Consider the following 22,575-nt stretch of genomic DNA (forward strand, 5'->3'; position numbering starts at 1 on the left):
ATGAGCACTCCCATCCCCACCCTCGCCTCCGCGCCGCCGGACGTCGTCCGCGCCGCGTACATGGAGCTCGTCGTCACCGACCTGCAGGCCAGCCGCGACTTCTACGTCGACGTCCTCGGCCTCCACGTCACCGAGGAGGACGGGGACGCCGTCTACCTGCGCAGCCTGGAGGAGTTCATCCACCACAACCTCGTGCTGCGGAAGGGCCCGGTCGCCGCCGTCGCCGCGTTCGCGTACCGGGTCCGGACCCCGGAGGACCTCGACCGTGCCGTCGCGTTCTACACCGAGCTCGGCTGCCGGGTCGAGCGCCGGGCCGAGGGCTTCACGAAGGGCGTCGGCGACAGCGTCCGCGTGGAGGACCCGCTCGGCTTCCCGTACGAGTTCTTCTACGAGGTCCAGCACGTCGAGCGGCTGACCTGGAGCTACGACGTCCACTCCCCGGGCGAGCTCGTGCGCATCGACCACTTCAACCAGGTGACTCCGGACGTGCCGCGCGCGGTGAAGTACATGGAGGACCTGGGCTTCCGGGTGACCGAGGACATCCAGGACGAGGCCGGCACCACCTATGCCGCCTGGATGCGCCGCAAGCCGACCGTGCACGACACCGCGATGACCGGAGGCGACGGCCCGCGCATGCACCACGTCGCGTTCGCCACCCACGAGAAGCACAACATCATCGCGATCTGCGACAAGCTCGGCGCCCTCCGCCGCAGCGACGCCATCGAACGCGGCCCGGGCCGGCACGGCGTCTCCAACGCGTTCTACCTGTACCTGCGCGACCCCGACGGCCACCGCGTCGAGATCTACACGCAGGACTACTACACCGGCGACCCGGACAACCCGGTCGTGACTTGGGATGTCCACGACAACCAGCGCCGCGACTGGTGGGGCAACCCGGTCGTGCCGTCCTGGTACACCGACGCTTCCCCGGTGCTCGACCTGGACGGCAACGTGCAGCCGCTCACCGCGCGCACCGACGACTCGGAGATGGCGGTGACGATCGGCGCGGACGGGTTCTCGTACACGCGCAAGGACGACACCGAGCACGGGTTCAAGCTGGGGGCGCAGCTGTAGCGGCCCGCGCGGTCGCGATCGCGTCGTTGAACCGGTGGAACTCGTCCTACCACGAATCCACCAGTCCCCAGCGGCCCGCTCACGTTTACGCTGGGTGCTGTCAACGCCGATTCCCGACGCCGACGCCCGGATGATCGGAGCGGAACCATGGGATGGAGATTCAAGAACCTGACGACGGCGACCTCGGGGGCGCCGAACGCGGTGTACCAGCCGACCGCGTGGCTGTTCGCGCAGTTCACGCGGCACGTCGTGTTCCAGGGCTACAACCCCCTCACGGGTGGCGACGGCCAGCTCTACGAGCTGTACTGCAGCGCGAGCGACGACTGGAACGTCAAGAACCTCGTCTCCGAGGCGGGAGGCGCGGCCGCCGCGACCAACTCCAACGGCTACATCTGGGCGTACCAGGGCTCGCAGCACGTCGTGTACCAGGGCCAGCGGTTCGACGGCCATGTCCACGAGCTCTGGTACACGGAGGACGACGGCTGGAACGCGAACGACCTGACGAACGCCGCCGGGGCCCCGCTCGCCCTCTCGCAGCCGTACGGATACGAGACGTACTACGACGGCACGCAGCGGGTCGTCTACCAGGCCCGCGGCGGCGGTCACATCCACGAACTGAGCAACTCCGGGGACGGCTGGCACGACCTCGACCTGACCGCGGCGACCGGGGCCCCGCCCTGCGCCCCCGACGCCGCGCCGACCGGGTACTCGTTCGAGGACCAGCAGACCGCACACGTGCTGGTGCGCACCGAACTGGGTCACCTCCTGGAGTTCTGGAGGGACGCCACCGCCTGGCACTGGGGCGACCTCACGGCCGCCACCGGCGCCCCGGTCGTGAGCGACGCCGAGACCGTCACCGGGTACGTGTTCCGCGGCCAGGGCACGCAGCACATCGACTACGTCGGCGGCAACGGCCACCTGCAGGAGCTGTGGTGGGACACGACCGGCTGGCACCACGTCGATCTCTCGGCCGCGGCGGGCGCGGTGACGCCGTACCCGACCTCCAGCCCGGCAGGCTACGCGTTCGAGGCGGGACTGTTCCAGCCGGTCGCGACGCAGCACGTGATCTTCACGGGCCACGACAACTTCGTGCACGAGCTCTGGTGGCGGGAGGGCGTCTGGCACACGAACGACATCGGCCCGCTCGTCGGCGCCCCGGCGATCGTCGGCGACCCGGTCGCGTTCGTGGAGGTGGACGAGGGGACGCAGAACGTGTTCTACCTGAGCGACGCCCACGAGATCATCGAGCTGCGCTGGACGCCGTGAGGATTCAGAACTCCACGTCCGCCGCCGGAGCCACTACGAACTCCTGCCCCGGATACCGCAGCCCCGAGAAATAGCGGTTGGTGTGCGCGACGATCTGCTCGGCGCTGATCGTCACGCCCTCCCACTCCGCGTCGGTCGTCGTGTGCGCGTCGCCGACGAGCACGACGTCGTAGCCGCGGACCGCCGCGCTCTGGGTCGTGGTGCGGATGCAGAAGTCCGTCTGCGCGCCGGCGACGACCAGGCGAGTGGCGTCGAAGGATTCCAGCACCTCGTCCAGGTCGGTGCCCGCGAACGCGTCCCGGTACTCCTTGCGGACGAGCGTCTCGCCCTTCGCCGGAACCAGGCCGTCGGCGAGCCGCCACGGGGCGCTCTCCCACGGGAGGTCCTCCGCTTCGTGCTGCACCCAGACGACCGGTGTGCCGGCGGCGCGCGCCCGGTCGACCAGCGCAGCGGTGCGGGCGACCACGCCGTCGGCGTCGAGGCAGCCGGGGAGCACCCCTTCTGCAGGTCGATCACGAGCAGGACGGTGGGGTACGAGTCGGTCACGTGACCATCCTGGCATCACGGACGCGGCAGGATGGGACAGTGACCTCTTCGAGCCGGACCCTGCAGGTCGTCGCCGCTGTGATCGTGTGCGACGGCGCGGTGCTCGCCTGCCGGCGGGCCGCGCACAAGGACTCCGCGGGGCGGTGGGAGTTCCCCGGCGGCAAGGTGGAGCCGGGCGAGACGCCGGAGGCGGCGCTTGCGCGGGAGCTGCGCGAGGAGCTCGGCGTCGACGTCAGGGTGGGGACGCTGCTCGACCGCTCCACGACCGGCGCCGTCGACCTCGCCGGCTACGCGACCGCCCTGGTCGGTGCGGCGCCCATCGCCTCCACCGACCACGACGCGCTGGAGTGGCGGGGCACGGACGACCTCGCCGGGCTCGACTGGGCCGAGGCCGACCGGCCGCTCGTCGCGCTGCTCTCCGGGCTCGGTGCGGAGGGGCTGGCCGCGGCGGTCGCGGCGCGTGAGGAGGAGACCCGATGAAGGCGCTGCACTACGAGACGTTCACCGGCCCGGTCGCCGTCGGCGACCTCCCCGCACCCGAATTGCCGGACGGCGGTGCGCTGATCCGCGTGGGGGCCTCCGGACTGTGCCGCAGCGACTGGCACGCCTGGGCCGGCCACGACGACTCCGTGCGGCTGCCGCACGTCCCCGGCCACGAGTTCGCCGGGGTCGTGGAGGCGGTCGGCGCCGGCGTCGAGAAGTGGCGGCCGGGCGACCGGGTCACGGCGCCGTTCGTGAACGGCTGCGGCCGATGCCAGTGGTGCCGGTCAGGTCAGGCGCAGGTCTGTCCGGACCAGACCCAGCCGGGGTTCACGCACTGGGGCTCGCACGCCGAACTGGTGGCGGTGCGGGCGGCCGACCTCAACCTGGTCGCGATCCCGGACGGGCTCCCCGACGCCGCGGCGGCCGCGCTCGGCTGCCGGTTCGCGACCGCGTACCGTGCGCTGACCGCGCGCGCCGGCGTCCGGTCGGGCGAGTGGACCGCTGTTTACGGTGCGGGCGGCGTCGGGCTCAGCGCGATCGTCATCGCCCGTGCCCTCGGCGCCCGGCCGATCGCGGTCGACCGGTCGGCGGCCGCGCTCGAGACCGCGGCACGGCTCGGCGCCGAGCACACCGTCCCGGCCGGACCCGACGCGCCGGCGGCCGTCGCCGAGTTCACCGGGGGCGGCGCGCACGTCTCGGTCGACGCGGTCGGTTCCGCGGAGACCGCGACCGCGAGCGTCCTGTCGCTGCGGCGGCGCGGACGGCACGTGCAGATCGGCCTCCTGGCCGGCGGAATGCCTGTGCTGCCGCTCGACCGGGCGATCGCCTGGGAGCTGGACATCCTCGGCAGCCACGGGATGGCGGCCGCCGACTACCCGGCGATGCTCGCGCTCGTGGCGTCCGGCGCCCTCCAGCCGGAATTGCTGGTGGGCCGCACGGTCGGCCTGGCGGAGGCCGCACGCCTGCTCCCGCTCGCCGAGACGGTGCCCTCCACCGGTATCACGGTGCTCGACCCGACTCTGCCCTAGCAGCGGCGCGCACACGATTCGTGACGAATGTCGCGTTTCGCCGCGGTGAGTTCCGGCGGTGAGTGCAACACCCTTCGTTTTGGTGAGGGGTTGGGATGGGTTCGCATTCGTCGTTAGAGACTCGCGTTGCGGCGCTTGGGTTGTTGGTGGAGGGCATTTCCGCTGCGGGCGTGGGCGGCTGGTTGGGGTTGCCGCCGGGTCGGGTGGAGCGGTGGGCGAGGCTTGCTGGCATGAAGTTTGAGCCGGGGAGTCGTTCGGGTTTGTTGCGTGTCGGGCCGCCGGGGGTGGTGGGCGCGGCCACTGGTCACGGGCGTCGATTGTCGTTGGCGGATCGGACTCTGATCCAGACGGGGCTGGCGCAGGGGTTCTCGATGCGCAGGATCGCCGCCCTGGTCGGGGTGTCTGCCTCGACGGTGTCGCGGGAGGTCGCCCGGTCGAGGTGGTTGCATCGGGGGCAGTGGCAGTATGAGGCGGGAGTGTCGCATCAGGTCGCCGCGCAACGGCGGGCCAGGCCCAAGCGGCGCAAACTGGACCGGCATCCGGTGTTGCGGGCTGCGGTGGTGGAGCAGTTGAACGACCGGTTCTCCCCGCGACAGGTCGCGGGTCGGCTGCCGCACTTGTTTCCGGGGCGAGAGGATATGCGGGTGTCCTCCGAGACGATCTATCAGGCCCTCTATGTTCAGGGCAAAGGCGCGTTGCGGCACGAGCTGACCGTGGTCAAAGCGTTGCGCTCCGGGCGGAAGGGGCGCATCCCGCAGTCCAAGCTGCCGCGGCGCAGCAACCGGCCCTGGCTGGAGGGAGCCCGGATCAGTGAGCGACCAGCGACGGTCGCCGACCGCGCCGTTCCCGGGCACTGGGAAGGCGACCTCGTCGTCGGCCCCGGCAACTCCGGGATCATCACCCTGGTCGAACGCTCCACCCGATTCGCCCTCCTAGGCCGGCTGCCCGGAACGCGAGACTCCGCCACCGTGATCGACCGGCTCACCGAAATGATCCAACAGCTGCCCGCCGCTCTCTTCAACACCCTGACCTGGGACCAAGGCACCGAAATGGCCGAACACGCCCGATTCACCGTCGCTTCCGGCTGCCCGGTATTCTTCGCCGACCCGCACTCACCCTGGCAACGCGGCAGCAACGAGAACCTCAACGGGCTGATCCGGGACTTCTATCCCAAAGGCACCAACTTCAACACCATCACCGACACCGACCTCGCCGAAACCCAACGACTGCTCAACATCCGCCCACGTCAGACCTTGAACTTCCACACCCCAGCCGAGAAACTCGACGAGCATCTAAAAGGTGTTGCACTCACGAGTTGAAACCACCCGCCGCATTCGCGACATTCGTGACGAATGTCGTGAACGCGATTCGTGACGAATCTCGGCTTACGCCGCGGGATTCGCGACATTCGTGCCGAATCGCGGCGCGGCGGCGGCGGTGGCGGCGGTGGCGAGGTCGGCGGGAAATGGGTGACGCGCGGCAGGATTTGTACGAGACGCCACGGCAGGATGGAGGCATGCGCCTCGCCGACATCGCCGCCCCCGACACCGCCGCGGCACGTGCCGCACTGGAGCTCGCCACCGAGTACCACACGCCGGCCCTGCTCAACCATGTGCTGCGGTCGTGGCTGTGGGCGGAGGGCTTCGCGACCGTGGAAGGGCTGCACGGCATCGACCGCGAGCTGCTCTACGTCTCCGCCGTCCTCCACGACATCGGGATCGTGCCCGCCTTCGACAACCACACCCTCGCCTACGAGGACGCCGGCGGGCACGTCGCGAAGGCGCTCACGGCGGGCGCGGGCTGGCCGCCGGCGCGCCGGACCCGCGCCCACGAGGTGGTCGTGCGGCACAACTGGCCGGAGGTCGACCCGGCCTTCGACCCCGAGGGCCACCTGCTGGAGGTCGCGACCGCGCTCGACATCTCCGGTGTGCGGCCCGACGTGCTGCCGGAGGAGTTCCGGCGGGAGGTGGTCACCTCGTTCCCGCGCCTCGGCCTGGCCGCCCAGTTCACGGCCTGCGTGACCGACCAGGCCGAGCGCAAACCGGACACCGCGGCGAGGCGGATCGTCGATCGCGGGGTCGCGGAGAAACTGCGGCGCAACCCGCTGGAGTCCCTCGGCTGACACGGGCACGTATCCTCGTCTGGTGACCCTCCCGCTCCCCGCCGCCGACTGGCGCGCCCGCGAAGCCGCGCACGCCGAGCGCGCCGACGCGCTCACGGCCGGTCACCGTGCCCGCGCCGCCCGCGGCGAGAAGCACCCGATCGAGGACTTCCTCTTCACCTACTACGCGTACTCGCCGTCCGTGCTGCGCCGTTGGCATCCCGGCGCCGGGGTGGAACTGCTGGAGGCCGAGGGCGAGCCGCGCGCAGCCTGGCGCTGGTACTCCCCCGGCCCGACGCCCGGCGGCCTCGTCGTCGACCGCGCCGCGATGGAGCGGGAGAAGGCGCCGCTGCTGGCGACCATCGAGCGCATCCTCCGATCGACCGCCGCGCGTCCCGGACGGTTCGGCTGTTTCGGCCTGCACGAGTGGGCGATGGTCTACCGGCAGGACGAGCACCGCCACGATGTCCCGCTCCGGCTCGGTCCGGGCGGCACCGACGCCGTGGTGGAGGCCGCCGAGTTGCGCTGCACCCACATCGACGCGTACCGCTTCTTCACGCCGGACGCCGTCCCGCGGAACCGCTTCGCGCCCACGCGCGAGACGCAGCCGGAGCTGGAGCAGCCCGGCTGCCTCCACGCCGGGATGGACGTCTACAAGTGGGCGATGAAGCTCGGCCCGCTCGTCCCGGGCGAACTCCTGCTCGACGCGTTCGAACTCGCCCTCGACATCCGGATGCTCGACATGCAGGCCTCCCCCTACGACATGCGGCCGTGGGGCGCGCAGCCCGTGCGCATCGAGACCGTCGAGGGCAAGGCCGAGTACGTGCGCCGCCAGCGCGCGTTCGCCGAGCGGTCGAACGCACTGCGCGAACGGGTGCTCGACGCGTGGCCGGGCGGCCGTCCGGTCACGGCCGCCCGGGACCGGGTCCCGGCTTAGCCGCCGTTACTACCGCCGCCGCCCTTCCCGGTGCCGGGGGTGTTTGTCGGCTGCGGTGTCGGCGCGGTGGTCGGTCCCGGCGTCGCGGTGTTCTGCCCGGAGCTGACCTGGATGGTGATGCTCGATCCGCCGTCCACGGAGGAGCCCGACGGCGGGTTCGTGCCCGCGACGGTCCCGGCCGGCTGACCGCTGGGGACCGGAGTCTGGTCGACGGTCACCGTCAGCCCGAGCCCCTGAAGCAGCGACGTCGCCTGGTCGGGCGTCTTGCCGCTCACGTCGGGCACGGTCACCTGGCTGCCGTACAGCACCGAGTTGTCCGGCTTCGGGAACGAGTCGCCGCCGTAGACGTCGTCGAGCGCCTTCAGGATCGGCTTGGCGATCGAGAACTTGACGTTGCCGCCGCCGATGCCGTCGAAGTCGAGGCTCCGCAGCGGGACGGTGCCCGACACGTTGCCCACCCAGGTGGCCTGGGCGACCTTCGTGGTGGAGGTGATCATCCAGTTCTGCAGCGAGTCGTCCGTCGTGCCGGTCTTGCCCATGATCGGGGTGCCGTCGTACGGGTTCGCGCTGGCCGCGGTGCCGCCGCCGCGCATGACGCCCTGCAGGGCGTAGGTGATGCCGGACGCGATGTTCTTCTGGAGGCCTTGCGTGCAGGTCGACGGGCTCACCTTGTGCGGGGTGCCGTCGGCGTTGATGACCTTGTCGATGGCGATCGGGGTGCAGACCGTGCCCCCGTTGGCGATGCCCGCGTACGCGGTCGCCATCGTGAGCGGCGCGATGTTGTTCGTGCCGAGGATCATCGAGGGGTAGGAGTTGAGCTGCGCGCCGGTCTTGGCGGGGTGAACGCCGAGGCTCTGAGCCGCCTTGAGGATGGAGCAGAGGTCGGTCTTGGTGGCCATCATGGCGAACGCTGTGTTCACGGACTGTGCGGTCGCCGACATCACCGACAGCCGGCTCGCCGAGCCTTCGTCGTTGGACACGGGCCAGGGCGGCCCGGAGACGGTCCCGCAGCTGCTGGAGAAGTCGGACATCGGGAAAGTGTGCTGGGAGGCGTCGATCGTCTCGTAGAGGCTGTGGCCGCCCTCCAGCCAGCCGGCGAGGTCGAACGCCTTGAACGTCGAACCGGTCTGGAAGCCTTGCGAGCCTCCGTACGCCTCGTCGGTGTTGTAGTTCACCGCCGTCGTGCCGGGTTGGGGCTGGTCGGTGTTGTTGAAGGTCTTGTTCTGCACCATCGTGACGATGCGCCCGGTGCCGACTTCAACGGACACGTTCGTCGCGCCGACGTCGATGTCGGGCCGCGAGGACGGGATGTACTTCGAGATCGACTGCTGGGCCGTGGCCTGGAGGTCGAGGTTCAGGGTCGTGTAGATCTTGAGCCCGCCGCGGTTGAGCGTCGCCCAGCGGTCCGCGCTGGTCTTGCCGTACGCCGGGTCGTTGAGGATGACGTCGCGGACGTAGTCGCAGAAGAACGCCGCGTTGACCTGCTGCGCGGCGGCGCAGCCGGAGGTCGACGCCGTGATGGCCGGCTTGATCGGCGTCTTCTTGGCAGCGTCCCGCTCGGCGAGCGAGATCTTGTGGTTGACGTACATCCGGTCGAGGACGTAGTCGCGCCGCGCCTTGGTGAGCTTGTAGCCGTTGGCCGCGCCGTTGTCCTTGTTGTTGGGCTCGTCGATCCGGAGGTTGGAGGGGTTGTTGACGATCGCGATCAGCGTCGCCGCCTGCGGGAGGGTGAGGTTCGACGCGGTGTTGTTGAAGTAGTACTGGGATGCGGCCTGGATGCCGTAGATCTGGCCGCCGAATCCGACGACGTTCAGGTAGCCGAGCAGGATGTCCTGCTTGCTGTACTTCTTCTCCAGGCCCACCGCGTAGCGCATCTCCTGGATCTTGCGCTGCAGGGTCACCCCGGCGGCGTCGTTGTAGCAGGCCTGCACCTTCTTCTGGTCGGTGAGCCCCTCGCAGTGCTCGACCTCGACGTTCTTGACGTACTGCTGGGTGATGGACGAGCCGCCCTGCACATTGCCGCCGATGACGGTGGAGAGGGCACCGCGCACGGTGCCGAAGAGGTCGACGGCGCCCTCGGAGTAGAAGCGCGGATCCTCGGCGGAGGTGGCGGCGTCCTTGGCGACCTGGGAGATGTCGTTCCAGCCCACGTCTCGCCGGTTCTGCGCGTAGAACTGAGCGATCGGGACATCGTTGCCGCCCTGCTTGGCGTACACCGTGGAGTTCTGCGCGAACTGGCCGATGTTGAGGTCGGCGGGCAGCTTGTTGAAGTCGCTGATCCCCGCAGCGGCCGCTACGCCGGCTCCCAGGAAACCCGGAAGAAAGAACAAGGCGGAGAGCACCGCGGCGACGAGCGCGAGCGCCACCCACTGCACGATCGCGGCGTTTCGCGAGCGCGGAGCAGCCAGTTCGAACCGCTTGAGAGGCTCGAGACGCTCGTCTATCGCCTGAAGGCGCGGGGAATTCTGGAATCTGTCCGGGTTGGGCACGTATCCACGCTTCCAGGGTCTGCTGTGGGAGGGGTTGAGACAAGCACTGTACCCCTATGTGGATTTTCAGGAAGAGCGTCTGAAAACGAAATGGCACGACATGCCGTCCCGGCTCTCCGAGACGGCATGTCGTGCCGAATGGATCTCTTGCGGTTACGCCGCCGCGGCGAACACCGTCCGCGGCCGCACCTGGAGCACCCCGTCGACGGCGTCGACCACGACGCCGCCGCCGTCCGCGACACTGCCCGCCACCATCAGTTCGGCGATGCGGTCGTCCACCTCGCGCTGGATGACGCGGCGGAGCGGGCGTGCGCCGTACTCCGGCTCGTAGCCGGCGTCGGCGATCCACTCCACGGCCGCGTCGGTGACCTCGAACCCGATGACGCGGTGCGCCAGCCGGGCCGCCGTCGCCTGCAGCAGCAGGCGGACGATGTCGCGGAGCTGCTCGGCGTCGAGCTTCCGGAACAGCACGATCTCGTCGATGCGGTTCAGGAACTCGGGACGCATGGCCTCGCGGAGCTTGCCCATCACCCGGTCGCGGATGTCCTTGTCGGGCGCGAACCCGTCGGAGCCCGCCGCCACGAAGCCCAGGGCGCCGCTGCGGGAAGCCAGGAACTCCGAGCCCAGGTTGGAGGTCATGATGACGACCGTGTTGCGGAAGTCGACCGTGCGGCCCTGACCGTCGGTCAGGCGCCCGTCGTCGAGCACCTGCAGCAGCAGGTTGAACACGTCCGGGTGCGCCTTCTCGATCTCGTCGAACAGCACCACCGAGTACGGGTTGCGGCGCACGCGCTCGGTGAGCTGGCCGGCCTCGTCGTAGCCGACGTACCCGGGAGGGGCGCCGACCAGGCGGGCGACCGTGTGGCGCTCGCCGAACTCGCTCATGTCGAACCGGATCATCGCCTTGTCGTCGCCGAACAGCGACTCCGCCAGCGACTTGGCCAGCTCGGTCTTTCCGACGCCGGTCGGGCCGAGGAACAGGAACGAGCCGACAGGACGGCGCTCGTCGCCGAGGCCGGTGCGGCTGCGGCGCACCGCCTTCGCGACGGCCGTCACCGCGTCGTCCTGGCCGATGACACGCGCGTGCAGCTCCGACTCGAGCGCGGCGAGGCGCTCGCGGTCGGCGTCGCCGATGCGGGACACCGGGATGCCGGTCGCGCGGGACACGATCGCCGCGATCTCGGCCTCGTCAACGACCGCCTCGGCGGCGTGGCGCGGGGCCTTCCCGAGCTCGTCGATTCCGTGCTGCACGGCCTCGATCTCGTCGCGCAGGCGGGACGCTTCCTCGTAGTGCTCACCGGCGACGGCGGCGTTCTTCTCGGACTCCAGGGTCGCCAGTCGCTGCATCAACTCGGACGCGCCGACCCGCTTGCCGAGCGACAGGCGCAGCCGGGCGCCGGCCTGGTCGATCAGGTCGATCGCCTTGTCGGGCAGGAACCGGTCGGAGATGTAGCGGTTCGACAGCTCCACGGCGGCGCGAATGGCCTCCGGCGTGTATGTGACGGCGTGGTGCTCCTCGTACGCGCCGCGCAGGCCGTCCAGGATGAGCACGGCGTCCTCGACGCTCGGCTCGCCGACCGTCACAGGCTGGAAGCGGCGCTCCAGCGCCGGGTCCTTCTCGATGCGGCGGTACTCCTTGAGCGTGGTGGCCCCCACCAGGTGGAGGTCGCCGCGCGACAGCCGGGGCTTGAGGATGTTGCCCGCGTCCATGCCGCCGGACTCGCCGGACCCTCCGGCGCCGACCACGGTGTGCAGCTCGTCCACGAACACGATCAGCTCGTCCTTGCCTGCGCTGATCTCGTCCATGAGCTTGGTGAGCCGCTCCTCGAAGTCGCCGCGGTACCGGGTGCCGGCGACCATCCCGGCGAGGTCGAGCGCGACGACCTTCTTGTCGCGCAGCTGCTCGGGGACGTCGCCTGCGACGATCGCGCGGGCCAGGCCCTCCACGATCGCTGTCTTGCCGACGCCGGCCTCGCCGACCAGGACGGGGTTGTTCTTGGTCCGGCGGGAGAGGATCTCGACGGTCTGCTCGATCTCGTCGAGCCGGCCGATGACCGGGTCCAGCCTGCCGTCGCGCGCGAGCGCGGTCAGGTCGGTGCCGAACTGGTCGAGCATCGGGGTCTCGGAGTCGCCGGCCGTCTGGGGGCGTCCTGTCCTCCCGCACCGACCGTGGCGGACTGCCGCATGGCGTTGGTGAGGGAGTCGGGCGTGACACCGGCGGCCTGGAGGACCTGCCCGGCGGGGGCGTCCTGACCGATCACGAGCGCGAAGAAGAGGTGCTCGGGGTCGATGTAGGTCGCACCGGAGGCGCGGGCCACCTGGTAGGCGTGGAACAGCACCCGCTGGGCGGACGCCGTGATCGAGGCGCCGTCGGCGTCGATCGGCTCGCCGGGGGCGGGGAGCCGCTGCTCGGCGGCGGCGGCGACCGCGGACGGGTCGACGCCGATGCGGCGCATGGCCTCGGACGCGGGCTCCTGGGCGGCCATCACGCGGAGGATGTGCAGGGCGTCCAGCTCGCGGTGGCCGTGCTCGAGGGCGTACCGGCCCGCCTCGGCGAGGAGTTCCTGCGTGCGCCGGCTGAGGAACCGGCTGATGTCGATGGAGCGCGCGGCGCGGGCGCGCTCGCCCGCGAGGTAGCGCGAGAGGAACTCGTCGAACGAGTTCTCGCTGCCGTTCTCGGGGGTGAAGTTCTCGGGCACCTGATCTCCTGTTTCTAAAAGTTGAGTTCGTTGCACTCAACTTCAACGTTCGCGGGGAAGGATTATTCCGGGATCCGCCGCCCTGGTCTGCGCCAGGAGTCACCGAGTATCCTTCCGGCGTTCACCTCCTTCTTGGACCTTTCTTGGGAGGGCTGGGATTGACTGGGAACGGACGCTGATTCGAAAGGACGGTGCCGACCTGTCTGTCACGATGCTGCGGCCGGCCCCGACGCAGAAGGCCGCGCCCTTCGCCCGACCCGCGGCGCTCGCCGCGCTCTTCGGCGTGCTCGCGACCGCGCTCTCCGCCATCGGCTCCGGCATCCCGTCGCTCTGGGGCGACGAGGCCACCAGCATCATGTCCGCGCAGCGCCCGCTGCCGTCGCTGTTCGCGATGCTCCGTGACGTGGACGCCGTGCACGGCACCTACTATCTCGGCCTGCACTTCTGGGGCGACCTGGTCGGGTTCTCGCCGTTCGCCGTGCGGCTGCCGAGCGCGATCGCGGTCGGCCTCGCCACCGCGGCCGTCGTGCTGCTGGCGGCGCGCCTCCGGGGTGCCCGCACCGCGGTCATCGCCGGCCTGATCTGCGCGGTCCTCCCCCGCGTCGCCTACATGGGCGAGGAGGCACGCTCGTTCGCGTTCTCCGCGGCGATCGCCGCATGGCTCACTGTGCTGCTCGTGGCCGCGCTCGACCGGGAGCGACCGCGGGCCGCGTGGTTCGTCGGCTACGGCGCGCTGCTCGCGGTCGGAACGTACGTCTTCCTCTACACGATCCTGTTCGTGGTGGTCCACGTCGCGATCGTCGCCGTGTGCCGGCCGCCGCGCCGCACCGTACGCGGTCTGCTGATCGCAGTCGGAGTGGCTGTGCTGGCCAGCGCTCCCCTGCTCGTGGCCGCGATCGGCCAGCACCACCAGATCTCCTACCTCGGCGCTGTCCCGCAGCTCGTGCCGCAGACCCTGTTCAGCGGCCTCTGGTTCGGCGACTCCTGGCCGCTCGGGATCGCGGCCTGGGCGCTCGTCGTCCTCGCCGTGGCGGTCGCCGTCCGGCGCCGGGCGCTCGTGGCGCGGGCCCGCGGGGAGCGGTTCCTCGCGTTCCCGCAGTCGCGCGTCCCGTCGCTCGTCGGCGTCGCCCTGCTCTGGTTGCTGCTGCCGCCCGTCATCCTGATCGCCGTGCAATCGGTCGTGCCCGACTTCACCGCCCGGTACGTATCGTTCTGCGCGCCGGCGGCCGCCCTCCTGATCGCGTGCGGCGTCGACGATCTCTTCCGCCGGCGGCGCTGGGCGGGCGTCGTCGCGGGCGTGCTCGTGCTCGCGCTGTGCGTCCCCGTCTATGTGGCCGAGCGCACGCCCTACGCGAAGAACCAGAGCGACTGGGCGGAGGTCTCGGCCGCGATCGGAGCGCACGCCCGCCCCGGTGACGCGGTCGTGTTCGACGAGTCGACCAAGCCGTCCAAACTCCCCCGCCTCGCCGAGCACACCTATCCCGCCGGTTTCGCGAACACGACGGACGTCGCCCTCCACCGCCCGTACGCCCAGACCTCGTCATGGCGGGACAGCGCGTACACTGTGCGCCAGGCCGGGGCCCTCGGCCGTTTCGACGACATCGACCGGGTCTGGCTGATCGAGTACGCACCCACCCCCGGCTCCGTCGACGACTACGGCGTCACCGACCTCACCGCTCTCGGCTTCCACGAGACCACCACGCGGATCGCGACCCATCGCGAGCTGATCTCGCTGTACGAAAGGACCCCATGATCCCCCACGCACTGGCCGCCACCGGCGCCCTCGTCCACACCGGCCTGCTCGACCCGCAGGGCCTCATCCAGGCCGCAGGCCCGTGGGCGCTGCTGGGCATCTGCGCGATCGTCTTCGCCGAGACCGGACTTCTGCTGGGCTTCTTCCTGCCCGGAGACACCCTGCTGTTCTTCGCGGGCGTGCTCACGCTCACCGGGCACATCCCGCAGCCGCTCTGGCTGGTGATCGTCGCCGTCGCCATCGCCGCCATCGTGGGTGGGGAGGTCGGCTACCTGATCGGATGGAAGACCGGGCCCGCCGTGTTCGACCGGCGCGAGTCCGGCGTGTTCAGCCGGGCGAGCGTCCTGCGGACGCAGAAGTTCTTCGACAAGTACGGCAGCGGCGCCGTCGTCGTCGCGCGGTTCGTGCCGGTCGTGCGCACCTTCGCTCCCGTCGCGGCGGGCGTCGGCCGGATGCGCCACGGCGTGTTCAGCGTCTTCAACGCGATCGGCGCCGCCGTGTGGGCCGCCGGGGTCACGCTGATCGGCTACGGGCTCGGCCACATCCCGGGCGTCGCGGACTTCGTGTCGAAGTACCTGGACTTCGTGCTCATCGGGATCGTCGTCCTCTCGGTCGGTCCGGTGCTGGTGCGCGCCATCGCACTGCGCCGGCGGAGGAAGTCGCGCGTCGAGTCGTGACCGCGGGGCGCGTCCTCGGGTCGCGCAGCCGTCGACGGCCGCCGCTACCGCAGGGGCGTCGACGCCCTTCGACGGTCAGGCGGCCGACTCGCGCGCATGCGGGTCGGAGTTGTTCAGCACCTCGACCACGCGGTCGTAGTCGCCGCGGGCCTCGCCGTAGCGGAGGAACTTCACCCGCTCCACCTGGAGCTCGGTCGCGTCGGGCTGCGTCTCGATCAGCTCCATGACCTCCGCCACGAACTCGTCCAGGGGCATGGCGAAGTCGCTCTCCTCCTGGCCAGGCATGAGCGCAGTGCGCACCGCCGGCGGCTCCAGTTCCAGGACCCGCACCGAGGTGTCGGCGAGCTGGAGGCGGATGCTCTCGCTGAGCATGTGGATGGCCGCCTTGCTGGCGTTGTAGCTCGGCGTCACCTTCAGCGGTGTGAACGCCAGACCGGACGAGACCGTCATGATCGTGGCGTCCGGGCGGCTCTGCAGGTGCTCCACGAATGCCGCGATGAGCCGGATCGGGCCGAGCACGTTGGTGGTGACGGTCGACTCCGCGGAGGCGAGGAACGCCTCGGGGCGTCGCCAGTCCTCCGCCTGCATGATGCCGGCCATCGTGATCAGCACGTTCAGGTCGGGGTGGGCGGCGACCACGGCGTCCGCGGCCTCCCGGATGCTCTCGGCGTCGGCGGTGTCGATACGGACGGTGTCGATCCCGGGGTGCTCGGCGGCGATCCGCTCGAGCAGCGCGGTGCGGCGGCCGCCGACGACCACGCTGTTGCCGCGCTCGTGGAGGGCGACGGCGAGGGCCAGCCCGATGCCGCTGGTGGCGCCGGGGATGAAGACGGTGTTCCTTGTGATGTCCATGCCCTCCACTCTGCGTGCGCTCCCCCGCGGGCGGGAGCGGAGCGCTCATCGGGGGATCCGCGATCCCTGGCTCGGCCGCGCCCGGGCGTCGGATGATGGTGTGATGGACCGCACCGCCCTTGCCGACTTCCTCCGCCGCCGACGCGAGGCGCTGCGCCCGGAGGACGTCGGCCTCCCGTCCGGCGCCCGCCGCCGCGCCCCCGGACTCCGCCGCGAGGAGGTCGCCATGCTCGCCGCGATGTCGAACGATTACTACACGCGGTTGGAGCAGCGTCGCGGCCCGCAGCCGAGCGATCAGATGCTCGCCTCCCTCGCCCGCGCGCTGCGGCTCTCAGCCGACGAGCGCGACTACCTCTACCGCATCGCGGGCCACAACACCCCCGACCGGCTCGCCGGCGCGCACGTGCCTCCCGCGTTGCAGCGCGTGCTCGACCGGCTGGACGACACCCCCGCGCTGGTGCTGTCGAACCTCGGCGAGACCCTCCTGCAGAACCGGCTTGCGGTCGCGCTGCTGGGCGACCGCTCGCATTACACGGGCCTCCAGCGCAGCGAGTACTACCGCTGGTTCACCGACCCGGAGAATGCGCGGGCGATGTACCCGGAGGCCGACCGCGACCGGCAGAGCCGCGCACAGGTGGCGTCGCTCCGGGACGCCTATGGCGCACTGGGAGCGCAGTCGCGCGCCGGCGAACTGGTGCGGGCCCTGCTGGAGCGGAGTCCCGAGTTCGCCGAGCTGTGGGAGCGGCACGAGGTCGCCCGCCGGTTCGAGGACCACAAGACGCTCCTCCACCCGGAGCTCGGTGCGATCGAGCTGGACTGCCAGGCGCTGTTCACCGAGGACCTGTCGCAGTGCCTCCTCGTCCTGACGGCCGCGCCGCGCACCGAGGCCGCGGAGAAGCTGGCGCTGCTGGCGGTACTGGGCACGCAGTCGTTCGCCGGGTAGCGTGTGGGCCGTGGATGTCATCGGCTGGCTTCTCGACGGCGATCCCGCGATCCGCTGGCAGGTGCGCCGCGACCTCCTGCACGAGCCGGACGACGCGGTCGCCTCCGAACGCGCGAAGGTGGAGACCGAGGGCTGGGGTGCCCGCCTGCTGGACCTTCAGCGCGAGGACGGCACCTGGGGCGACGGCGTCTGGACCCAGCGCGACCGGGTCGGGGTGGACGACGCGATGCTCCTGCTGGCGGTCCTCGGAGCGCCCGCGGACGGCGAGCGGACACGCGTCGCGGTGGACCGGGTCGTGCGCCAGGTGGACTGGGGCGAGGAGTGGTGGAACCATCCCTTCTTCGACGGCGAAGTGGAGCCATGCATCAACGGCCGAGTGCTCGTCGCCGGCGCGCGGTTCGGGCATCCCAGCGAGCTGATCGTCGAGCGGCTGCTGAACGAGCAGCAGGACGACGGCGGCTGGAACTGCTACGCGGAGACCCGGCAGGACCCCGGCTCGTTCCACAGCACGATCTGCGCACTGGAGGGACTGACCGCCTACCGCGACGCGGGTGGCCCCACCGACGTGTCCGCGGCGATCGAGCGCGGCCACGAGTACCTGCTGGCGCGCGGCCTGATGCGCCGCCGGAGCGACGGCTCGATCATCAGCGAGAGCTGGCTCCGGTTCTCGTTCCCGTACTACTGGTCGTTCGACGTCCTGCGCGGCCTCGACCAGCTGCGGGCTGCGGGTGTCCCGGCGGACGAACGCGTCGCGGAGGCGGTCTCAGTCGTGTCATCGCGGCGGCAACCCGACGGCCGGTGGCTGCTCGACCACGAGCACTCCGGGCGGGCGCTGCTGGACCTGGAGACGGTCGGCGAGCCGAGCCGCTGGAACACGTTGCGGGCGCTGCGCGTGCTGGAGTGGGCGCGGGCGCACGTCGACGAGTAGGGGTCGGGAGCGTCCGGACCGAGCCGCTACACCGCGGAGCGACGTGCGGCACGGTCGGCGAAGGCGTCGAGCGCCCGGATCATGTCCTCCGCGATCCAGAGCCGGTTGCGCTTGCGCGAGTTCGCGGGGCGGAGGACACCACGATCCACCAGGGCTTCGAATGCGCGGTACGTACCGGGCGCGGACAGCCCGAGCCGGGCCTCCACGACCGCGGCGTTGAGCACCGGCTGTTCGAGGGCGAGCGTGGCCACGCGTCGAGCGGAGCTGTCGGACCGCAAGCCGGTCAGGGCCTCCTCCCACCGAGAGCGGAGCCCGTCGATCGCCGATGCGAGGTCCCGACCGGCGCGCACCGCGAAGGCCGCCGCCTCGGTGAACACGCGGACGATCGGGTCGACCTCGCCCTGGCGGTAGGCGGTGAGCGCGTCGTAGTAGTCGTCCACCTCGCGCAGGAGGCCGGCCGAGACCGGAACGACCACCGTCGCGGTCGTGCGCGAACGCCGCAGCATCGCGTGGACGATCGCGCGCCCGGTGCGGCCGTTGCCGTCCGGGAACGGGTGGATGGTCTCGAACTGCGCGTGGGCGATCGCCGCGTGGACGAGCGCGGGGACATCCCACCGGCCCGTGAATGCGACGAGGTCGGCCATCGCCGAGGGCACGCGCTCGTGGTGGGGAGGGACGAACGCGGCGCCGTGCGGACTCAGCCCGATCCGCCGATCCACACCTGCTCGCGGCGGTAGCCTCCGGTCAGCTCAGGGGCGTGATCTTCAAGCAGTGCGGCGTGCATCGCGATGATTCCTCCCCGTCGAGCCCGTCGGAGAGTTCCAGCGCCGCCTGCATGGCGCGGACGTTGCGCACGATCAGCGGCGCGTTTCCGGTGTCGCGCTCTCCGAGCTCCGTCTCCGCGATCGCGCGGGCGCCGCTGGTCAGGTTCTCGATCTGGGAGGACGACGCCGACTCACTCCGCAGGAGGATGGACGCGAACGGGAGGACGGAGAGCCCGAGCTCGGCGTCGAAGCGCGTGAGCAGGGCGCTCGCCTCCACGGCTTCGGTCGCGACGACGGCGGTCACGGGGACCTCGAGCTCACCGATCCGCGGCACGATCGCGGCGTCGTACGGTCCACGGCTCGACGCCCATTGGCGTTGGGTGAGATGCGCACGGCCGTAGCGTGAGCGCCACGCGCACTGCTCGTGCGTGAGGGCCGGCCAGGCGCCGATTCCGGACATGAGAACAACACTACGGATTATTTACACTTAGCGACCTAAGTGTAAATAACTCTCCTCCCTATTTTCACCTCCACCCCACCCCCATCGCCCTCTAGACGCCCGAACCCCCGCGGCGTTACTGTCAGCCCACATCCAGGCTCGGACCCGAGCCCAGGGGAAAGGTAAAACGACATGGATTTCTGGAACAACTTCTGGAACATCATCTGGCTGTTCTTCTGGAGCTTCGCTTTCATCGCGTACCTGTTCGCGCTCTTCGCGATCATCAGCGACCTGTTCCGGGACCACAAGCTCAACGGCTGGTGGAAAGCGCTGTGGATCATCTTCCTGATCTTCGTGCCGTTCCTCACCGCGCTCGTCTACCTCATCGCCCGCGGGCCGGGGATGGCCGAGCGCAGCCAGAAGGAAGCCCGCCAGGTGCAGCAGAGCACCGACGCCTACATCCGCGAAGTGGCGACCTCCAGCCCGGCCGACGAGATCGCGAAGGCGAAGGCCCTCCTCGACGCCGGCACCATCACGCCGGAAGAGTTCGCACACCTGAAGAGCGTCGCGCTCGGCCACCAGGCCGCGGCCGGGGCTCACGCAGCTCCCGCGGCGGCCGCGCCCGCCGCCCCGTCCGCGCCGACCCCGCCGCCGGCAGCGCCCACGGCGTGATCGAACGGGATCGGTGACCGACGTGACCGACCCGACCGCGACGGCGCCGGAGTCCTCCAGGGCTCCGGCGCCGCCTCACGCCCGCACCCGGCCGCTCGCCGGGCGCTTCGACACCAACCGGGAGGCCATCATGGCGCTCCAGACACCGATCGCAGGAACCGATCATGGCCGCCGCTAAGGGGGTCTGGCCGTTCCGCCGCCGCGGCCGCCGGGCCGAACCGCCCCCACCGGACGGGCCCGACCCCGAACAGGAGGCCACGGCCTCGAACGGCCGCAGCGTCCGCATCCTCCTGGGCCTCGCGGGCGGAACCGTCATCCTCATCGGGCTGCATGCCATCGCCGGCATCCTCGCCCCGACCTTGCTCGCGCTGGTGCTCGTCATCTGCGCACAGCCCGTGCGCGTCTGGCTGGAACGGCACGGCACGCCGAGCGGAGTCGCGACCGGAGCCGTCGCGCTCACGACGTTCGCGCTGCTGGCCGGCTTCGTCGCCCTCCTCATCATCGCGATGGGCCAGTTCGTGTCGATGCTGCCGCAGTACAAGGAGCAGTTCCAGCAGATCGGCCAGCAGTTCGCGAGCTGGCTGTCGACCATCGGCATCAGCACGCAGGACGTCAAGGCCGTGACCCAGGGGTTCGACCCGACGAAGCTGGTCAACTTCTTCAGCGGCCTGCTCGGCGGTGCGTTCGGCCTCATTGCATTCGGCGTGATCGTGCTCACCATGCTGATCCTGATGCCGGCGGACGCCGCCTACACTCCGACCCTGCTGCGCCAGCTGGAGCCGACCAAGCCGAACCTGGTGTACGCGATGACCGGCTTCGCGCACAGTGTCCGGCGGTACATGGTCGTCACGACCCTGCTCGGCATCGTCCAGGGCGTCATCAACGGCATTGCGCTGTTCATCCTCGGCGTGCCGGCCGCGCTGCTCTGGGCGATCCTGTCGTTCCTGTGCAGCTTCATCCCGAACGTCGGCTACTTCCTGGCACTGGTGCCGCCGCTGGTGTTCGGCTATCTCATCGGCGGCTGGGGCACGGTCATCGCGATCATCGTCATCTACGGGATCGTCAACGCCGTCGTCCAGTCGGTGGTGCAGCCGAAGGTGGTCGGCAACGCCGTGGCGCTCAGCCAGACGCTCACCTTCTTCTCCGTGCTGCTCTGGGCGGTCGTGCTCGGCGCGATCGGCGCCATCCTCGCCATCCCGCTGACCCTGCTCGCCCGGGCGATCCTGGTCGACTCCGACCCCCGCGCCCGGATCTGGCGCGCGGCGATCGGCGACCTCCGGGAGACGAAGGACCTCATGAAGGAGGAGTCCGTGGCGGCCAAAGCGGAGCGGCGCTCGGCCAAAGCGGTCGCGCGGTCGGGTGCGCGGCCGCCGTCGGACCCGGGCGGTACGGGCGGACCGGCCGGCACGATGTGAGGAGTGATCGGCGAACGAGCGCCGGAGGCGCAACGGCAGGGGTTGCAACTCGCAGTGATCGCGCTCAGTGCTGCAGGGTCGTCTTCAACACGATCACCACGACCCCGAACAACCCCGTCACCACCGCCCCCGTCAAGCACCCCCACACCGCTCGCCCGCGGATCAGGAACACCAGATACCCCAGCAATCCCAGCAGCAGCACCGTCAGCCACAGCGACACCGTCACTCCGACCGCCGCCGGCAGGATCCCCAGCGCCGCCAGCAGCAGCGGGATGCTCGGCACCACCGCCGCCTCCAGCATCCCGCTGGACTCGAACAGCGCGTGGCGGAGGGAGTCGACGATGCGGACGCGGGCGCTCTCGTCGTCGGCGTGGAAGCCGAGGGCCGTCGAGTAGACGGGCCAGCCAGAAGACCACGATGCTCACCAGGCTGAAGACCAGGACGTGAAACGCGTCGGAGCGGCCGGACGCGCCGCCGGAGCTCGCCGCGACCACGCTCGCGTAGACGATGGTGCCGTAGATCCCCGCCGGCGTTCCCCAGTGCCGCCAGAGCGCACGCTGCACACGGATGCCGCTGCCATCGGGCTGCGCCCTGGACGAGTTGAGGTCCATCGGGTCCATGAGGACATCATGGTCCGCGGGTGACCGCGCCGTCAGCCCTGTTCGGGGAAGCGCGCCTCCGTCTGCAGGCCGCCCTGGGCCGCCGCCGAGCCCGCGAGGCCTCCCCGCGGCCGCGCAGCAGGAACGCCGCGCCGACTGCGATCACCGCGCCGGCGACCGGGCCGACGATGTACACCCAGTAGGCGTCCCAGTGCCCGCTCACCAGGTCGGGTCCGAAGGTGCGCGCTGGGTTCATCGAGGCGCCGGAGATCGGGCTCCCCCACAGCCCCGCCAGGGCGATGTAGGCGCCGACGCCGAACGCGCCGATGATGCCGAGGTTCTGGGCTCCGGAGGCCGTGCCCAGGGTGACGCTCACCAGGCCGAACGTGAGCACCGTCTCCATCAGCAGCGCGTCCCACGACGAGAACCCGGACGCCGGGTAGTTCGACCCGTAGCGCGCGGAGACGTGCGTGACGCCCTCCAGGAACCACGCCGCCAGGGAGGCTCCGCCGAGCTGCACGACGATGTAGCCGGGCACGCGCGACCACGGGAAGTCGCCCCGCAGCGCGAACGCCACGCTGACCGCCGGGTTGAGGTGCGCGCCGGACACCTTTCCCATGAACAGGATGATCGCGAACACCATCAGCGCCGGCGCGGTCACGGCCGCGGTGCGGGAGATCGTGTTCGGGAAGGCCTGGCCCATCATCCCGCCGCCCGCGGCCACCAGCACCAGGAAGAAGGTGCCCAGCAGCTCGGAGAACAGCCTCCGCCACTCCTGGGACGTGTCGTGGAAGTCGTCGATGGACTGCTCGATCGACGCGGGCACGTGCATGAGCCTGCCGTGGACGACGTCGTTCATGATCCCGCGCGCCTCTGCGGCGTCCCGGCGGGTCTGCTCCTGGCTCATGCT

General features: G+C 70.6%; 21 protein-coding genes and 1 pseudogene. 14 read left to right on the top strand and 8 right to left on the bottom strand.

The features are described 5' to 3' along the window. Both hpaD and ACRAWC_RS04900 read left to right on the top strand, forming a co-directional pair. Positions 1 to 1,074: a 3,4-dihydroxyphenylacetate 2,3-dioxygenase gene (gene hpaD / locus ACRAWC_RS04895; protein WP_431346744.1), complete on the top strand. Its 1,074-nt coding sequence runs from the start codon at positions 1 to 3 to the stop codon at positions 1,072 to 1,074. Positions 1,075 to 1,221: 147 nt separating this feature from the next. Next, the gene (locus tag ACRAWC_RS04900) at positions 1,222 to 2,340 is read left to right on the top strand and encodes a hypothetical protein (protein WP_431346745.1); all 1,119 of its coding nucleotides are present in this window, start codon (positions 1,222 to 1,224) and stop codon (positions 2,338 to 2,340) included. 4 nt (positions 2,341 to 2,344) lie between these two features. On the opposite strand, the gene ACRAWC_RS04905 is transcribed toward ACRAWC_RS04900, so the two are convergent. Next, the gene (locus tag ACRAWC_RS04905) at positions 2,345 to 2,836 is read right to left on the bottom strand and encodes an isochorismatase family protein (protein ID WP_431346746.1); all 492 of its coding nucleotides are present in this window, start codon (positions 2,834 to 2,836) and stop codon (positions 2,345 to 2,347) included. 89 nt (positions 2,837 to 2,925) lie between these two features. On the opposite strand from ACRAWC_RS04905, the gene ACRAWC_RS04910 reads away from it, so the two are divergent. The 5 genes from ACRAWC_RS04910 to ACRAWC_RS04930 all read left to right on the top strand — a co-directional run bounded on the left by ACRAWC_RS04910 (position 2,926) and on the right by ACRAWC_RS04930 (position 7,435). Beyond that, on the top strand, positions 2,926 to 3,366 hold the full coding sequence (locus ACRAWC_RS04910) for a (deoxy)nucleoside triphosphate pyrophosphohydrolase (protein WP_431346747.1): 441 nt from the start codon (positions 2,926 to 2,928) through the stop codon (positions 3,364 to 3,366). After that, positions 3,363 to 4,397 (top strand): zinc-dependent alcohol dehydrogenase family protein, encoded by a 1,035-nt coding sequence (locus ACRAWC_RS04915; protein WP_431346748.1) that lies wholly within the window; start codon positions 3,363 to 3,365, stop codon positions 4,395 to 4,397. Before ACRAWC_RS04910 ends, ACRAWC_RS04915 begins: the two co-directional genes overlap by 4 nt. A 95-nt stretch (positions 4,398 to 4,492) precedes the next feature. After that, on the top strand, positions 4,493 to 5,716 hold the full coding sequence (locus ACRAWC_RS04920) for an IS30 family transposase (protein WP_431346749.1): 1,224 nt from the start codon (positions 4,493 to 4,495) through the stop codon (positions 5,714 to 5,716). Positions 5,717 to 5,913: 197 nt separating this feature from the next. Beyond that, positions 5,914 to 6,519, top strand: a complete 606-nt coding sequence (locus tag ACRAWC_RS04925) for an HD domain-containing protein (protein ID WP_431346750.1) — start codon at positions 5,914 to 5,916, stop codon at positions 6,517 to 6,519. Between the two features lie 22 nt (positions 6,520 to 6,541). Then, complete coding sequence (locus ACRAWC_RS04930; RefSeq protein ID WP_431346751.1) at positions 6,542 to 7,435, top strand: 3-methyladenine DNA glycosylase; 894 nt, start codon at positions 6,542 to 6,544, stop codon at positions 7,433 to 7,435. On the opposite strand, the gene ACRAWC_RS04935 is transcribed toward ACRAWC_RS04930, so the two are convergent. Together ACRAWC_RS04935 and ACRAWC_RS04940 are read right to left on the bottom strand one after the other, a co-directional pair. Beyond that, on the bottom strand, positions 7,432 to 9,810 hold the full coding sequence (locus tag ACRAWC_RS04935) for a penicillin-binding protein (protein ID WP_431346752.1): 2,379 nt from the start codon (positions 9,808 to 9,810) through the stop codon (positions 7,432 to 7,434). The two genes, ACRAWC_RS04930 and ACRAWC_RS04935, sit on opposite strands and share 4 nt — an antisense overlap. A gap of 267 nt (positions 9,811 to 10,077) precedes the next feature. Further along, positions 10,078 to 12,623: pseudogene (locus tag ACRAWC_RS04940) on the bottom strand (ATP-dependent Clp protease ATP-binding subunit). Positions 12,624 to 12,834: 211 nt separating this feature from the next. Here ACRAWC_RS04940 and ACRAWC_RS04945 point away from each other — a divergent pair. Together ACRAWC_RS04945 and ACRAWC_RS04950 are read left to right on the top strand one after the other, a co-directional pair. Then, positions 12,835 to 14,376, top strand: coding sequence for a glycosyltransferase family 39 protein (locus tag ACRAWC_RS04945; protein ID WP_431346753.1), 1,542 nt, complete (start codon positions 12,835 to 12,837; stop codon positions 14,374 to 14,376). Next, positions 14,373 to 15,053 (top strand): DedA family protein, encoded by a 681-nt coding sequence (locus ACRAWC_RS04950; protein ID WP_431346754.1) that lies wholly within the window; start codon positions 14,373 to 14,375, stop codon positions 15,051 to 15,053. The genes ACRAWC_RS04945 and ACRAWC_RS04950 overlap by 4 nt, the downstream gene beginning before the upstream one ends. 75 nt (positions 15,054 to 15,128) lie before the next feature. Here ACRAWC_RS04950 and ACRAWC_RS04955 read toward each other — a convergent pair whose 3' ends face one another. Further along, on the bottom strand, positions 15,129 to 15,905 hold the full coding sequence (locus tag ACRAWC_RS04955; RefSeq protein WP_431346755.1) for an SDR family oxidoreductase: 777 nt from the start codon (positions 15,903 to 15,905) through the stop codon (positions 15,129 to 15,131). Between the two features lie 103 nt (positions 15,906 to 16,008). On the opposite strand from ACRAWC_RS04955, the gene ACRAWC_RS04960 reads away from it, so the two are divergent. Next, positions 16,009 to 16,848 carry a helix-turn-helix transcriptional regulator gene (locus tag ACRAWC_RS04960; RefSeq protein WP_431346756.1) on the top strand — a complete coding sequence of 280 codons (840 nt, stop codon included), beginning with the start codon at positions 16,009 to 16,011 and terminating at the stop codon, positions 16,846 to 16,848. Between the two features lie 10 nt (positions 16,849 to 16,858). After that, entirely contained in the window at positions 16,859 to 17,776 is a 918-nt protein-coding gene (locus ACRAWC_RS04965; RefSeq protein WP_431346757.1) for a hypothetical protein, read from the top strand. Between the two features lie 26 nt (positions 17,777 to 17,802). Here the strand turns inward: ACRAWC_RS04965 and ACRAWC_RS04970 are convergent, their stop codons facing one another. Together ACRAWC_RS04970 and ACRAWC_RS04975 are read right to left on the bottom strand one after the other, a co-directional pair. Further along, positions 17,803 to 18,495 (bottom strand): Fic family protein, encoded by a 693-nt coding sequence (locus ACRAWC_RS04970; RefSeq protein WP_431346758.1) that lies wholly within the window; start codon positions 18,493 to 18,495, stop codon positions 17,803 to 17,805. A gap of 25 nt (positions 18,496 to 18,520) precedes the next feature. Then, complete coding sequence (locus ACRAWC_RS04975; protein WP_431346759.1) at positions 18,521 to 19,000, bottom strand: hypothetical protein; 480 nt, start codon at positions 18,998 to 19,000, stop codon at positions 18,521 to 18,523. A 171-nt stretch (positions 19,001 to 19,171) separates the two neighbouring features. On the opposite strand from ACRAWC_RS04975, the gene ACRAWC_RS04980 reads away from it, so the two are divergent. The 3 genes from ACRAWC_RS04980 to ACRAWC_RS04990 are packed head-to-tail and all read left to right on the top strand — an operon-like array spanning position 19,172 to position 21,066. Further along, positions 19,172 to 19,651, top strand: a complete 480-nt coding sequence (locus tag ACRAWC_RS04980) for an SHOCT domain-containing protein (RefSeq protein WP_431346760.1) — start codon at positions 19,172 to 19,174, stop codon at positions 19,649 to 19,651. Between the two features lie 13 nt (positions 19,652 to 19,664). Then, positions 19,665 to 19,829 (top strand): hypothetical protein, encoded by a 165-nt coding sequence (locus ACRAWC_RS04985; RefSeq protein ID WP_431346761.1) that lies wholly within the window; start codon positions 19,665 to 19,667, stop codon positions 19,827 to 19,829. After that, the gene (locus tag ACRAWC_RS04990) at positions 19,816 to 21,066 is read left to right on the top strand and encodes an AI-2E family transporter (RefSeq protein ID WP_431346762.1); all 1,251 of its coding nucleotides are present in this window, start codon (positions 19,816 to 19,818) and stop codon (positions 21,064 to 21,066) included. The genes ACRAWC_RS04985 and ACRAWC_RS04990 overlap by 14 nt, the downstream gene beginning before the upstream one ends. A gap of 64 nt (positions 21,067 to 21,130) precedes the next feature. Here the strand turns inward: ACRAWC_RS04990 and ACRAWC_RS04995 are convergent, their stop codons facing one another. Together ACRAWC_RS04995 and ACRAWC_RS05000 are read right to left on the bottom strand one after the other, a co-directional pair. Continuing rightward, complete coding sequence (locus ACRAWC_RS04995) at positions 21,131 to 21,367, bottom strand: hypothetical protein (RefSeq protein ID WP_431346763.1); 237 nt, start codon at positions 21,365 to 21,367, stop codon at positions 21,131 to 21,133. Between the two features lie 326 nt (positions 21,368 to 21,693). Further along, positions 21,694 to 22,572, bottom strand: coding sequence for an MIP/aquaporin family protein (locus ACRAWC_RS05000; protein ID WP_431346764.1), 879 nt, complete (start codon positions 22,570 to 22,572; stop codon positions 21,694 to 21,696). Between the last annotated feature and the right edge of the window lie 3 nt (positions 22,573 to 22,575).

Source organism: Leifsonia sp. L25, assembly GCF_050632895.1.